The 13,299-nt window shown below is 35.8% G+C and carries 14 protein-coding genes; 8 read left to right on the top strand and 6 right to left on the bottom strand.

The annotated features are described in order from the left end of the window. Positions 1 to 112 precede the first annotated feature (112 nt). The 4 genes from LPC09_RS20785 to thrB all read left to right on the top strand — a co-directional run bounded on the left by LPC09_RS20785 (position 113) and on the right by thrB (position 4,537). On the top strand, positions 113 to 1,081 hold the full coding sequence (locus LPC09_RS20785; protein WP_098795484.1) for a 2-hydroxyacid dehydrogenase: 969 nt from the start codon (positions 113 to 115) through the stop codon (positions 1,079 to 1,081). Between the two features lie 182 nt (positions 1,082 to 1,263). Further along, entirely contained in the window at positions 1,264 to 2,562 is a 1,299-nt protein-coding gene (locus LPC09_RS20780; protein WP_098795485.1) for a homoserine dehydrogenase, read from the top strand. Continuing rightward, positions 2,562 to 3,620, top strand: a complete 1,059-nt coding sequence (gene thrC, locus LPC09_RS20775) for a threonine synthase (protein WP_098795591.1) — start codon at positions 2,562 to 2,564, stop codon at positions 3,618 to 3,620. Before LPC09_RS20780 ends, thrC begins: the two co-directional genes overlap by 1 nt. Further along, positions 3,617 to 4,537 (top strand): homoserine kinase, encoded by a 921-nt coding sequence (gene thrB, locus LPC09_RS20770; protein WP_098795486.1) that lies wholly within the window; start codon positions 3,617 to 3,619, stop codon positions 4,535 to 4,537. The genes thrC and thrB overlap by 4 nt, the downstream gene beginning before the upstream one ends. A gap of 84 nt (positions 4,538 to 4,621) precedes the next feature. Here the strand turns inward: thrB and LPC09_RS20765 are convergent, their stop codons facing one another. Then, complete coding sequence (locus tag LPC09_RS20765) at positions 4,622 to 4,861, bottom strand: NifU family protein (protein WP_176550968.1); 240 nt, start codon at positions 4,859 to 4,861, stop codon at positions 4,622 to 4,624. Positions 4,862 to 5,157: 296 nt separating this feature from the next. Here LPC09_RS20765 and LPC09_RS20760 point away from each other — a divergent pair, with 296 nt between their 5' ends. Continuing rightward, positions 5,158 to 5,478: a YuzD family protein gene (locus tag LPC09_RS20760; protein WP_098795487.1), complete on the top strand. Its 321-nt coding sequence runs from the start codon at positions 5,158 to 5,160 to the stop codon at positions 5,476 to 5,478. 196 nt (positions 5,479 to 5,674) lie between these two features. Here LPC09_RS20760 and LPC09_RS20755 read toward each other — a convergent pair whose 3' ends face one another. Beyond that, complete coding sequence (locus LPC09_RS20755) at positions 5,675 to 6,742, bottom strand: NAD(P)/FAD-dependent oxidoreductase (protein ID WP_231308194.1); 1,068 nt, start codon at positions 6,740 to 6,742, stop codon at positions 5,675 to 5,677. Positions 6,743 to 7,184: 442 nt separating this feature from the next. Between LPC09_RS20755 and LPC09_RS20750 the strand changes: the two genes are divergently transcribed. Beyond that, positions 7,185 to 7,421 carry a YuzB family protein gene (locus tag LPC09_RS20750; protein ID WP_098795538.1) on the top strand — a complete coding sequence of 79 codons (237 nt, stop codon included), beginning with the start codon at positions 7,185 to 7,187 and terminating at the stop codon, positions 7,419 to 7,421. Between the two features lie 105 nt (positions 7,422 to 7,526). On the opposite strand, the gene LPC09_RS20745 is transcribed toward LPC09_RS20750, so the two are convergent. Continuing rightward, a complete protein-coding gene (locus tag LPC09_RS20745) occupies positions 7,527 to 8,219 on the bottom strand; it encodes a DUF2225 domain-containing protein (RefSeq protein WP_255301532.1) in 693 nt (230 codons plus the stop codon). 288 nt (positions 8,220 to 8,507) lie between these two features. Between LPC09_RS20745 and dapF the strand changes: the two genes are divergently transcribed. Beyond that, positions 8,508 to 9,365, top strand: coding sequence for a diaminopimelate epimerase (gene dapF / locus LPC09_RS20740; protein WP_231308193.1), 858 nt, complete (start codon positions 8,508 to 8,510; stop codon positions 9,363 to 9,365). 87 nt (positions 9,366 to 9,452) lie between these two features. Next, on the top strand, positions 9,453 to 9,815 hold the full coding sequence (locus LPC09_RS20735; RefSeq protein WP_121663309.1) for a HesB/IscA family protein: 363 nt from the start codon (positions 9,453 to 9,455) through the stop codon (positions 9,813 to 9,815). 131 nt (positions 9,816 to 9,946) lie between these two features. Here LPC09_RS20735 and LPC09_RS20730 read toward each other — a convergent pair whose 3' ends face one another. The 3 genes from LPC09_RS20730 to yumC form a co-directional block, all read right to left on the bottom strand. Further along, on the bottom strand, positions 9,947 to 10,744 hold the full coding sequence (locus tag LPC09_RS20730; protein ID WP_098794756.1) for an aminoglycoside adenylyltransferase domain-containing protein: 798 nt from the start codon (positions 10,742 to 10,744) through the stop codon (positions 9,947 to 9,949). A gap of 51 nt (positions 10,745 to 10,795) precedes the next feature. After that, positions 10,796 to 11,836: an IS1595 family transposase gene (locus LPC09_RS20725; protein WP_098794757.1), complete on the bottom strand. Its 1,041-nt coding sequence runs from the start codon at positions 11,834 to 11,836 to the stop codon at positions 10,796 to 10,798. A 94-nt stretch (positions 11,837 to 11,930) separates the two neighbouring features. Beyond that, on the bottom strand, positions 11,931 to 12,923 hold the full coding sequence (yumC, locus tag LPC09_RS20720; RefSeq protein WP_231308192.1) for a ferredoxin--NADP reductase 2: 993 nt from the start codon (positions 12,921 to 12,923) through the stop codon (positions 11,931 to 11,933). Positions 12,924 to 13,299 lie beyond the last annotated feature (376 nt).

The raw sequence follows: 13,299 nt of genomic DNA, 5'->3' as shown, positions 1-13,299 counted from the left end.
GGATAACCGGAAAAACTCCGTTTATTAAACTATTGGTTACTCCCCTAGTAAGAAGTCATTGAAAATTATGGTAAAATATATATTGTCTTAAACTAACGTAAGAGGTGAGAAAATGAAAAGGCCTTACATATATGTAACAAGAAAATGCTCAGAAGAACAGCTGCAGCCACTTTACGAAATAGCTGATGTTGAAATGTGGGCTGAGGAAGAGAAGCCATGCCCTAGAGAGGTGTTGCTTGAAAAAGTAACAAATGCAGACGCTTTGTTAACAATGCTTTCTGATTCAATTGATCAGGAGTTACTAGACAAAGGAGCTCAGCTTAAAGTTGTAGCCAATTTAGCGGTTGGTTTTGATAATATTAATGTACAATATGCAAATGAAAAAGGGGTAGTTGTATGTAATACTCCTGATATCCTTACAGATACAACTGCTGATTTAACGTTTGGGTTATTACTTACATCAGCACGAAGATTAATAGAGGCAGCGGATTATGTCAAAGATAATCAATGGAAAAGCTGGGCTCCTCTTCTTTTAGCTGGTCACGATGTTCATCATAAAACGATCGGCATTGTTGGAATGGGGAAAATAGGACAAGCTGTTGCGAAGCGGGCAACTGGTTTTGACATGAAGATTCTTTATCATAATCGAACTAGAAATGAAGAAGCTGAAACAACATTAGGAGCAAAGTTTTGTCGTTTTGATGAGCTGTTAAATTCCTCTGATTTCGTTGTATGCCTTGCACCACTTACAAATGAAACAAAGAATCTATTTGATTTAGAGGCATTTAAGAAAATGAAAAATACAGGAATTTTTATTAATGCAAGTAGAGGTGCGGTTGTAAATGAAGGGGACCTTTATCATGCTTTAGTAAATAAAGAAATTGCGGCAGCAGGTCTTGATGTGTTTTTACATGAACCAATACAAGCTGATCATCCTTTAGTGGGATTGAACAATGTTGTGGCATTTCCACATATCGGCAGTGCTAGTCTTGAAACGAGATATTCAATGATGAATCTTTGTGCAATGAATATTAAAGCTGTTCTAAGCGGAGAAGAACCTAAAACAAAAGTAACGATTTGATGATGTTTGAAGTAAGGGTTAATTATGACCGTATTTTTCACTTGAAAACGTTTTTATTATAAAAACTGAAAATTCACCCTTGTAAAACAGTTCTTTACATTTTATAATGACAAGTATATTCATTGTGTCTTTTATGAGAGTACAATTGTACTTTATAGATAAACAAAAAGGAGTGGGATATTGTGGAGGCAATTCATGTTGGACTTTTAGGTCTTGGTACGGTTGGTAGTGGTGTTGTAAAGATTATAGAAGACCATCAAGATAAACTTATGCACCAAGTAGGCTGCCCTGTTAAGGTTAAAAAGGTTGTCGTAAAAACGTTAGAAAAAGAAAGACAAGTTCATATTGATAAAGAAATGCTTACAACAAACGTGGACGATGTGATTAAAAATCCTGACATAGATGTTGTTATTGAGGTAATGGGTGGGGTTGAAGAAACTCGTAAACACCTAATTGAAGCACTGAAGGCTAAAAAGCATGTTGTAACGGCGAACAAGGATTTAATGGCTGTGTACGGAACAGAATTGCTTTCGATTGCAACTGATAACGGCTGTGATCTATTTTATGAGGCAAGTGTAGCTGGTGGTATTCCAATTCTACGTACACTAGCTGAGGGCTTAGCTTCAGATCGTATTACGAAGATGATGGGAATCGTTAACGGTACAACAAACTTTATCTTAACAAAAATGACAAAGCAAGGTAGTGCCTATGATGAGGTACTAAAAGAAGCACAAGACTTAGGCTTTGCAGAAGCAGATCCAACTTCAGATGTAGAAGGATTGGATGCAGCAAGAAAAATGGCAATCCTTGCAAGACTGGGATTCTCAATGCATGTTGATTTAGATGATGTAAATACAAAAGGTATTTCTAGTGTATCTGATGATGACATCAGCTACAGCAAGCGACTAGGTTATACAATGAAGCTAATTGGTATTGCAGAACGTGAAAATGGAAAGATTGAAGTGTCTGTTGAGCCAACATTATTACCAGAAACACATCCACTTGCAGCAGTAAACGATGAGTACAACGCAGTTTATGTATATGGTGAAGCTGTTGGTGAGACAATGTTCTACGGTCCTGGTGCCGGAAGTCTTCCTACGGCAACATCAGTAGTTTCCGATTTAGTCGGAGTCATGAAAAATATGAGATTGAATGTGAATGGCCGCAGTGCTGTTGACCCTCAATTTGATAAACAATTAAAAAGTCCAGAGCATATTTACGCTCAGCACTTCTTAAGAATTAGCGCGAAAGATCAGGTTGGAGCATTCTCAAATATTACATCTCTTTTCTCTGAAAGAGGAGTGAGCTTTGAAAAAATCCTTCAATTACCTATTAAAAATAGTAACCTAGCAGAAATCGTCATTGTCACACATAAAGCAGCTCAAAGTGATTTTGAAGATATTTTACAGCAATTAAATGACTTGGAAGTAGTCGAAGAAGTTAAAAGCACGTATCGTGTAGAAGGGAACGGATCAATATGATGTGGAAAGGCCTTATCCAAGAATTTGCAGAATTTTTACCTGTAACTGAAAATACACCAAAACTTACTTTACAGGAGGGGAATACTCCTCTTATTCATCTACCTAAGCTATCTGAAAAGCTAGGTGTTGAGCTTTACGTAAAAACAGAGGGAACAAATCCAACTGGTTCTTTTAAAGATCGTGGTATGGTTATGGCTGTTGCTAAGGCTAAGGAAGAAGGCAGTGACACTGTTATCTGTGCTTCTACCGGTAATACATCTGCTGCTGCAGCTGCGTACGCAGCAAGAGCAAATATGAAGTGTATTGTTCTTATTCCTGATGGGAAAATTGCTTTTGGTAAATTAGCACAAGCAGTTATGTATGGAGCGGATATTTATGCTATTCAAGGAAATTTTGACCATGCATTAACAATGGTTCGAAACATTAGTGAAAAATTACCGATAACATTAGTTAACTCTGTTAATCCATATCGTATCGAAGGACAAAAAACAGCTGCATTCGAAGTGTGTGAGCAGCTAGGCAGTGCGCCGGACTATTTAGCAATCCCTGTCGGAAACGCTGGAAACATTACTGCATATTGGAAAGGCTTCAAAGAGTATAACGAAAAGAAACAAACAGGCCTTCCAAAAATTCACGGATTCCAGGCAGAAGGAGCAGCCGCAATTGTTCGTGGTGAGCCAATTGCAAATCCGGAAACTGTTGCTACGGCTATTCGTATCGGTAACCCGGCAAGCTGGGAAACGGCGGTTAAAGCGAAAGAAGAGTCAGAAGGACGTATTGATTCTGTGACAGATGAAGAGATTTTAGAAGCCTATCAACTAATTGCACGTGAAGAAGGTGTTTTTGCGGAACCTGGTTCTTGTGCATCTATCGCAGGTTTAATTAAACATCGTAAATTAGGCTTAATTGCAGAAGGCAGTAAAGTTGTTGCTGTACTAACTGGAAACGGATTAAAAGATCCAAACACAGCTATTGATGTTTCTGAAATTAAACCGATTGTTCTTCCAAATGACGAAGAGACATTCCTACAGCAATTAAGTGGAGTTACAGTACAATGATTGAAGGAGACATGTTAAAAATTACAGTTCCGGGAAGTACAGCTAATTTAGGTCCTGGATTTGATTCGGTTGGTTTAGCGTTAGGTAAATACTTAACGCTTGAGGTAAAAAAAGCAGAAGAGCGTATTTTCTTACCGATGACAGACCATGTAAGAGATATCCCTACAAATGATCAAAACTTAATTGCCAAAGTGGCGATTAAGGTAGCAGAAAAATATAATCAAACATTACCAGCATGTGAAGTAAAGGTTTGGAGTGACATTCCAATGGCAAGAGGAATTGGAAGCAGTGCTGCTGCCATAATTGCTGGTATTGAGCTTTCAAATCAGCTTTGTGATCTTCAATTAACAGATGAAGAAAAATTACGGATTGCAAGCCTTGAAGAAGGACACCCAGATAATGTTGGAGCTTCTCTGTATGGTGGCCTTGTCGTTGGGCTTCATCAAGAAGACAAAACAGAACTGGTTTGCGTTAAAGAAGTGAATGTTGACGCAGTAGTCGTTGTACCAAAATATGAGGTATTTACAAGCGATGCTAGAAATGTATTACCTCAAGAGTTGGCTTATAAAACAGCAGTTGAAGCAAGTGCAATCAGTAATATGCTTATTGCAGGACTTCTTACGAATGATTGGCATTTAGTAGGTAATATGATGAGCAAGGATCTTTTTCATCAGCCATATAGAGGGAAATTAATTCCTGAAATTCAAGCTGTTCAAGAAAAGGTCGAAGCACTTGGAGCCTATGGCTCAGCATTAAGTGGTGCAGGCCCTACTGTTATTTGCTTTATTGAAAAAGGCAAAGGAAATGAATTGGCAGAAAAGCTTTCTCATGATTTTAAAAATTGTGATGTAGAGTGCCTAGATATTGATCTAGTTGGCTGTAGAGTAGAGCAGGTACAGGAAATAAAGAGTATATAAAAAACTCGCCAATTGGCGAGTTTTTTATATACAAGAGTGGGATGGAATAAAAAAGACTGACACCTATATGTCAGTCTTTTTGTATTAGAATACTTGTTCTACTTCTACAACACCTGGTACTTCTTCTAATAACGCACGCTCTATACCAGCTTTTAAAGTGATTGTTGAGCTTGGGCAGCTTCCACAAGCACCTAAAAGGCGAAGTTTAACAATACCATCTTCTATATCTACTAATTCACAATCTCCTCCATCACGAAGCAAGAATGGACGAAGTTTATCTAATACTTCTTGTACTTGTTCAAGCATAGCTGTTTCAGTTGTCATTATAATCGACTCCTTTCCTTATCTATATTATATTTGAAATGAAGAAAAAAATCTAATCGTAAGATTGAATTTTCTAAGGCTTAATAAACCCAATATTACCATATAATCTTTCTAAAGGTAAGGGAAAGGAACCTGTTTTCATTAGTAAGTATACCCAAATGCTGTCATGAAAATAGCTCTAATCTCAAAGAATTCTAGCTAGCCTCAAGATGTTTAACAGTTCTTATATAATGTTAAGGATGGAAAGATGATAATATATCGACTACAATGGAGAAAAAGACGGTAGGTGAAGGAAAATGAAGCCTGTTGAAATTAGTGTATATGGTGCAGAGGTTCTTTGTCCAAGCTGTGTGAATTTACCATCAGCTAAAGAAACGTATGAGTGGTTAGAAGCTGCATTAAGTCGAAAATATAAAGATCAACTGTTTAAAATCGTATATATTGATATTGATCAGCCACAAGAAGAGCCTGATAAGCAGGAGTTTGCCCAAAAGATTCTTAATGATGAGTACTTTTATCCACTTGTTGTCATCGAGGGCAAGGTGGTAGGTGAGGGAAGTCCCCGTCTAAAGGTAATTTGTGAAGAAATGGAAGAGCATGGATATGTAAGTAACTAAATAAAAACACTCAAGTCCATTGACTTGAGTGTTTTTTATCGTTTAGCGTATAATTTTGGATAACGCTTCGACATCCAGCTCCAGCACCTAGCCCCTCGAGGTCATAAGCCAATTTAGAATATAAGGCAAAGTACGCCTTCTATTCTAAATCGTCTTATGCTGGTCGGGGCTGAACGAGGCGCTTCCGCTTTTGTTATTAACCATTATGATATTTATACATCCAAAGAACACCGGACTTTAATAGTCGTGGTACACGGCCCATTAAAGGTCTGTCATTAACAAGTCCAAAGCCTTGCTTTTTCCCTAAAGAACCTAGTACACCTTTCAATTTAAAAGGTGGGAATGATTCTGGAAGAGGTTCGTTGTTCCACTTCTTTAATAGTACTTGGACAATTTGTTCAGCTTGCGCTTCTGCCAGCTGAGCACTAGGGGCATGTGGAAGACTTGCGCAGTCTCCAACAACAAACACATCTTCGTGACTTGGAATAAAATGTTGAACAGTTAATACAACTCTTCCTTGATTATCCTTTTCAACCGGAAGATCTCTAACCACTTTATTTGGCTGAATTCCAGCTGTCCATACGATAGCATCACACTCAAAAGGTTGATCATGATTATAGACAATGTTTGGTTCTACCTTCGTTATATTAGCTTCACTAATAATTTCAACACCATGCTCTGTGAACCATTTTTCAACATAACTACTTAAACGTTCAGGAAAGCTTGATAGGATATGCTTACTGCGATCAAACAATTTAATGTTAAGGTCTTTACGACTTTCACGAAGTTCGCTGGCAAGCTCAACACCACTTAAACCTGCACCAACAATCCCTACAGTTGCATCTGCTTTTAAATTATTGAGCACTTGGTAGGTTTCGCGTGACTGGTCAATACTTTGAATGCTATAAGTGAATTCATCTGCTCCTGGTACGTTATGATATTTATCTACACAACCTAAACCAATGATTAAGTCATCAAATTGAACAGGCTCGTGATCATTTAATAGTACTTGTTTGTTTTCAAGATCAACAGACGTTACTTCTCCAAAAATGGAATGAAGTCTAGGATGCTCCGGAAAAGAGACCCTTATATGATGATCTGAAATAGTACCTGCCGCAAGTGCATAGTATTCTGTTTTTAAACAATGATAAGGATTTTTATCAATAAGAGTAATTTGAACATCTTCAGGCAATTGATTTGGAAGTAAACGAAGCAGTACGCGCATACCGCCATATCCTCCGCCAAGTATGACTAGGTTCTTCATTTTTGATACTCCTTTTTCCCCACGTTTTTAATAAACTATAATTGCAAGGCCAAGAATAATACACACAATATGTTCTATTCTTTTGACCAAATAAAAATGAATAATTAGGAAATAAATTTTAAAAAGGAAACGTTTAGTTAAGGCTAGTCCTATCTTTATAAATGAAATATTAAAAGTATAACGACTGAATCATTTTACAACAATATTACTCCAAAAAAACGTTTTCTTTTTATTTTAAAAATTTTTTCCTTTATGGTACAACACAATTATGAATTATTTGTTTAGTGTTTACAATCCTATTTCGTTTTTTTAACTAAAAAAATGACAAAAAAGCATCACATAAATGTTATATATAGTATTTATTGCTAGATACCATAGAGTATAATAAAATTTGACGTTTATTTGTAATCCTATTAGGATTAAGCAGTAGAGAGGTGTTAAGATGAAGCCAATTATTGAATTTTGTATAAGTAATTTAGCACAAGGGGCTCAGGCAGCGTTAGAAAAGCTGGAAAAAGACCCTAATTTAGATATTATTGAATACGGATGTTTAAGCTATTGTGGCAAATGTGGACATTCGTTATATGCTTTAGTAAATGGAGAAGTAGTAACTGGAGATGACCCAGATGAGTTAGTTGAAAATATATATACGTTTTTAGAGGAAAATCCTATGTTTTAAAACTTGTCGAAAAGTGCGATTAAAAGGCCATGAAGGAGTTTGACATAGCGAATGATTACCTGAAAAAGCTGACCGAAAAATGGTCAGCTTTTTAAAGTCTTTTTATTAACTTGATTTTACTTCACGCATTTCTGCCCAACGATCTTTAGCCATTTGCACAATACCTTTTTCAAGAGTGTCCGTTTGTTTTTCTATTACCTTTGAAAAATACTGTGTTGCTTGGCTAACTAGATCTAATCTTCTGCTTAAGTCTCCGATCAGATAAAGAAGCTTAATTTCTGAAAGCTGGGTTCCTGAATAGTCATCAACCATATAAGAGTTAACATATTCTTCAAGAGCTAGCCTTAAAAAGCGTTGTTCTTCCTCGTGGTTAATTTTCTCAGTACGAAATAACCACGATAATCTTAAATAAAGACCAGCTAGTGCAACATGATTTTCTTTTTTTATACTAGAGCAGTAAATGGCTAACTTGTAAGATTCTATCGCTGTATCAACGGTACGCTCAAAACAATAATTTCTTCCACTCCAATTGTCACAAATTTTTTGTTGAATCATTTCTTTTGCATTTGGAGGAAAATAAGTCGAGCATTCCTCAGAGGAAGAAAAGCCGCAGTTTGGACAAACAGAAACATAATATAAAAGCGGATTGATTTCTGTTGAAGTGTAATATGAACAAAAGTCTGTATCGTGCCGGTGTGAACGAATAAATCTGGAAAGTACTTTTTTCGTCGTATAATTGGTTTTACACATTAAGCAATTAACTTTACGATCATACAAATGATGTAGTTCATTATTCACAAAGAATCACTCCTTTATCTCGTCAAGAGTGGACATGTAGTACTAATTTAACTAAATTATATCAGAAAACTATGTAAAAAGGACTATTTATTATTAAAATTATGGGATTTTTTAGGGATACCCTCTAATATTTTTTTGAAAGTAAGCTTAGATTTTAAGAAGCAGTTAAAAATAAAAGCTCCCTGACTAACAGGAAGCTTTTATTTCTATAAAACGGGGGATAATTATATTGTTTTCAGATTTCCAACATTTTATACTAATAAAAATGAAGATATTTGGAGGATAACAATGAACTCATTTCAATTTACGAAAATGCACGGATTAGGAAACAACTATATATATGTTAATACTTTTGAGGAAAAACTTGAAGAAGGCCAATTATCAGACATTGCCAGACAGGTCTCAAATGTATATACAGGGATTGGCTCTGATGGTCTTATCTTAATTTGTCCTTCAGATAAAGCGGAAGTTAAAATGAGAATCTTTAATAATGATGGCTCAGAAGGAAAGAATTGCGGAAATGGATTAAGATGTGTTGCTAAGTACGCCTTTGAGCATAATTTAGTAAAAGAGAAAACATTTAAAATTGAAACATTGTCAGGTCTTGTTGAAGCAACTATTCATGTTGAGGAAAACCGAGTAAACCTCGTAACAGTTGATATGGGATCACCGCGTTTATCTAAAGCAGAGATACCAATGGAAGGTGAGGGTTCTGAACAAACCATATCAGAATCAATCGAATTCTCAGGGCAACAATATGATGTAACAGCTGTTTCAATGGGGAATCCTCATATTATTTTCTATGTGGATGATATAACTCAAGCACCTGTTACATCACTTGGTCCTATCGTTGAAAAAGATCCTCGTTTTCCTGAAGGAGTAAATGTAGAGTTTGTAGAGGTTGTTTCCAAAAATGAATTGCATTTTCGAGTCTGGGAGAGAGGGTCTGGTGTTACACAGGCATGTGGTACAGGAGCTTGTGCAGCAGTTGTGTCTTCCGTGTTAAACAAACATACAAATCAAGGAGAAGAAACTGTTGTGCACCTCGCTGGAGGAGATCTTATGATTAATTGGACAAATGAAGGAAATGTTTTAATGACAGGTCCTGCAGAAGTCATATGTACTGGAACCTTTTATATTAAATAATCTATCGTTTCAATTATTTGAGTGAACACATACAATAGTTGTATACTAGTAGTATGATCCTTTCACATAAAGCAAGGAGGTATTCAGATGAGTGAAATTGTCAAAATTACAGAAGCTGCTGCTTATCAGATAAAAGATATGATGAAAGAACATGAAGAGGAAAATGCGTATCTTCGTGTTGGTGTTAAAGGTGGAGGCTGCAGTGGTCTTTCATATGGAATGGGATTTGAGCATGAAATAACGGAAGAAGATCAAGTTCTTGAACAACATGATATGACAATTCTTATTAAAAAAGAAGATGCAGCCATTTTAAATGGAACGATTATAGATTACAAGCAATCCATGATGGGTGGGGGCTTTACGATAGATAACCCAAATGCCATAGCCAGTTGTGGATGCGGATCATCGTTTAGAACAGCTACAAACACTGGAACGCCTGAAAATTGCTAGACTTTCACGGATGATAGAAAAAGGCTGTTTACTTTTGTGGTAAACAGCTTTTTATATTAATTAGCTATGTTAAACAATAATGTTGATTTTTAATATAAACGAGGGGACTTCAGTATTAAGGAGTTCCCTTGTTAGTTCAATAATTTCTTTACATCGTTTGAAATGTAGTTTTTTAAGAATACCAGTTCATCTTTCTCAAAACTATAAGTATCTTTATCATTTGAATAACATTTAACCACTTTTTCAACGGTGTTTTTTATCTCTTTGGGAAGTGTAGATAACCCCCAGTTACCAGCTTCTTGCTTTGAAGAAATAACACCTTCTTTTAGGTACCAATAAACTCTAATCAAATTTAGCGTACAGTAAATTGGGTCTTCTTCGATATTTTCTAAACAATCCGTGAAATCACCCATTATTGATGATAGATAATCTGAGGATGGAACTAAAGGAAAAACTTCATCAATAGATTTACCATATACACAAACCCCTCTTTTATTAGTGATGGTAATATGAGCTGCTAAATCTGCATCGGTATTAACATCACCATTCAAAAATTTGTCTGTTCCACTTAATAAATCATTTGCATATCGTTCTCTCCAAAATTCACTATAATGAAAATCAAATGGGCAAGGATGCTGCCAGACCTTTAATTGTTCAGTATTCAGGAAACTAATTTCAACAGGAAATGGGGAACTAGAATGCATTAATAAGAGCTTTGCTAATTTCCTTTTAGTTTCAACTGTCATCGACTTGTTTGTAACGACCAATACATCAATATCACTACTGTTCGGATTAAATCCTCCCATTGCTAAGGAACCGTGGATATAGATACCAATTAAATCATCTTTGATTATTTCTGAAATCCCTTTTTGCAGGTTGAAAATAAAATCATTTGTATCGAATGAACTTGATTTCAAATTATAAACCATCTATTACTACCCCTTTTTTTCCTATCTCACCTTCGGTACATCGTTTGATTTTCATAATGAAAATTGTGATAAACGCAATTTATCATAGGTGACATCAATTGAAAACAGGCTACTTTCAACAATCATCTTACTAACAGTTGTGTCGTCATTTCGATGTTTGATTTGGTCGAGAAATTGAAACCAACTCAAATAATGGTCGAGGTATTTTGTAGCCACACCATTAAATCGATTTAACCAGCCTTTTAAACGACTGTGATAACTATTTACATTTTGAATATGATAAACACCACGGACCCGTTCCTTACCATCTGATTTAAATCTATAATGTTCAAGTCCTTTTTCTTTTGCGTAGGTCATAAATGCCCGCCAAGCATCAGTACAAAGAACATTGGAAGAGGAAAGTTTAGACCCAATAGCTTCTTCCAAACGAGTTTTTATAATCCGACCCTGACCAACTACTTTCGAGTATGTTACCTTCTGACGGTCTCTTGCAACAAGAACACAGACTTGTTCTTTGCTGATACCCCGTTGAGAAGACGAACCTCCACGTTTTCGAGCTTTTCGTCCTTCCACTTTACGTTTCCCTTTTTCCGAGTAGAGAAAATAAGTCTCGTCCATTTCCACAATACCTTCGAATTGGTCAAAATCCATCTTTTTAATGGCTGAAAGGAGCTTATGCCTCCAATAAAATAAAGTTACATAATGAACTTCTAAAAGCTCTGACGATTTACGCAGTGAATAGCCTTCTATCATACACTGAACGAACTCCAACCATTTGTGAGGAAGATGAGTACGATGAAGAGGCGTATTCGTCACATCAGTAAAAGTCTTTCCACAATCTTTGCAGCGGTATCGTTGTCGTTCCAATGTACGGCTACCCATTTTCACATTATACTTACCGAAACGAACGGAGTTATTGGAATGGCAATGAGAACAAGTAAATCCATCTTTATGCTTCCGCTCTGAAACCTCTTTAAAAACAGGTTCACTTGCGGAATAGGAAGCCAAAGATTTAGTAAAGAACTCTTTTAGTCGGTATTGGTCTCCCGTACTCAACTTTCTAATTTCTTCGATAATGTCCTTCAATGCCATCCTTGCCAACTCCATATCGTTTAATTTTACAAATTCATTATAGAACAAGGGTTCGTTATAATCAAATATCAACAGAGTTATTTAACATAGCTTATTAATTAAATAAACTCGTGCTGTGTAATGGTTGGACACGTGCTTTTGGATCCATATATGCCTTAGCATTGTTTACTGCTGTCGGAGCCTCGCCAAATCCACTTGCAATTAGTTTTACCTTGCCATCATAGGTGCAGATATCTCCAGCTGCATAAATTCCTTCAATGTTCGTTTCCATTTTTGAGTTAACAACAATTGAATTTTTCTCAATTGTTAAACCCCAATCTTTAATTGGTCCAAGTGAGGATACAAATCCATAATTAACGATAAGATCGTCAATTTCTAAAACTTCTTTTCGATCACCTTTCACTTCTTCTAATACTACTTGAGAAATAGCCTGTTCCCCATTTAGCTCGACTGGAACAAATGGTGTTAAAACCTGTACCTTCGATTTCATCAATAATTCAACACTATGTTCATGTGCTCTGAATTTATCTCTTCTATGTATTAAACTTACACTTTTTGCAACAGGTTCGAGCATTAATGCCCAGTCAACGGCAGAGTCTCCACCACCAAGAATAGCTACGTTTCTTTCGGCAAATTTATTTAAATCATCAACGAAATAATGTAAATTTTGATTCTCATATTTCTCGCTTTCCTCAAGCTCAAGTTTGCGAGGCTTAAAAGCACCATTACCTGCTGTAATGATGATTGTTTTTGTATAATGAACTTCATTATTAGTGGTTAACATGAATACTCCGTCAGCTTGTTTCTCAACGTGTTCAACAGCTTGATCTAAAACAACTGTTTGCTCAAACTGACCCATTTGCTCCTTCAAATTGTCTACAAGCTCTTGAGCTCTTATTTTTGGAAAGCCTGCAACGTCATAGATGTATTTTTCAGGATATAATGTAGAAAGCTGGCCACCTAATTGTGGAAGGCTCTCAATAATTTTTACACTTGCCTGTCTCATTCCACCATAGAATGCAGTGAATAATCCAACAGGACCTCCACCGATAATGGTAATATCATAAACTTTAGTATCTTCTTTCATATCTCATCCTCCTTTTACTACATTTAATTGTGTACCAATTCATAAATTTTCACTTGAAATGAATGACAATCCATAAGACAAAATTCTTCTTTTTTCACATTTTGAAAACACTTTCGATAAAAGTAGTACCTAAAATCCATGTATTATAAATTATACGAAGAAAAAAACATAGTCTTTTGTTAGAAAAAATAACTTGAAAAAATATTGTTGAATGGATAATATGATTTATAGGTGTATTTATATATATTATACGTAGCAGATACCAAGGTATGCATTAGTAAGTGAATGTTTTCACAAAGTTTTATCTCTTAAATAAAAATAAAATTGTGGTTTTAAGTCGAATATAGTAATAGACATTATTCGATCCTTTACAACA

The sequence above is a fragment of the Metabacillus sp. B2-18 genome (assembly GCF_021117275.1).
Taxonomy (GTDB): Bacteria; Bacillota; Bacilli; order Bacillales; family Bacillaceae; genus Metabacillus.
Note: the sequence above shows the minus strand (reverse complement) of the source record. Positions and strands in the feature narration are given on the sequence as shown.

What these genes read in the sequence shown, in the direction of transcription:
- LPC09_RS20785 (WP_098795484.1), top strand. Translation starts at nt 113, where the DNA reads ATGAAAAGGCCTTACATATATGTAACAAGAAAATGCTCAGAAGAACAG.
- thrC (WP_098795591.1), top strand. Translation starts at nt 2,562, where the DNA reads ATGTGGAAAGGCCTTATCCAAGAATTTGCAGAATTTTTACCTGTAACT.
- thrB (WP_098795486.1), top strand. Translation starts at nt 3,617, where the DNA reads ATGATTGAAGGAGACATGTTAAAAATTACAGTTCCGGGAAGTACAGCT.
- LPC09_RS20765 (WP_176550968.1), bottom strand. Translation starts at nt 4,861, where the DNA reads ATGACAACTGAAACAGCTATGCTTGAACAAGTACAAGAAGTATTAGAT.
- LPC09_RS20760 (WP_098795487.1), top strand. Translation starts at nt 5,158, where the DNA reads ATGAAGCCTGTTGAAATTAGTGTATATGGTGCAGAGGTTCTTTGTCCA.
- LPC09_RS20755 (WP_231308194.1), bottom strand. Translation starts at nt 6,742, where the DNA reads ATGAAGAACCTAGTCATACTTGGCGGAGGATATGGCGGTATGCGCGTA.
- LPC09_RS20750 (WP_098795538.1), top strand. Translation starts at nt 7,185, where the DNA reads ATGAAGCCAATTATTGAATTTTGTATAAGTAATTTAGCACAAGGGGCT.
- dapF (WP_231308193.1), top strand. Translation starts at nt 8,508, where the DNA reads ATGAACTCATTTCAATTTACGAAAATGCACGGATTAGGAAACAACTAT.
- LPC09_RS20735 (WP_121663309.1), top strand. Translation starts at nt 9,453, where the DNA reads ATGAGTGAAATTGTCAAAATTACAGAAGCTGCTGCTTATCAGATAAAA.
- LPC09_RS20730 (WP_098794756.1), bottom strand. Translation starts at nt 10,744, where the DNA reads ATGGTTTATAATTTGAAATCAAGTTCATTCGATACAAATGATTTTATT.
- LPC09_RS20725 (WP_098794757.1), bottom strand. Translation starts at nt 11,836, where the DNA reads ATGGCATTGAAGGACATTATCGAAGAAATTAGAAAGTTGAGTACGGGA.
- yumC (WP_231308192.1), bottom strand. Translation starts at nt 12,923, where the DNA reads ATGAAAGAAGATACTAAAGTTTATGATATTACCATTATCGGTGGAGGT.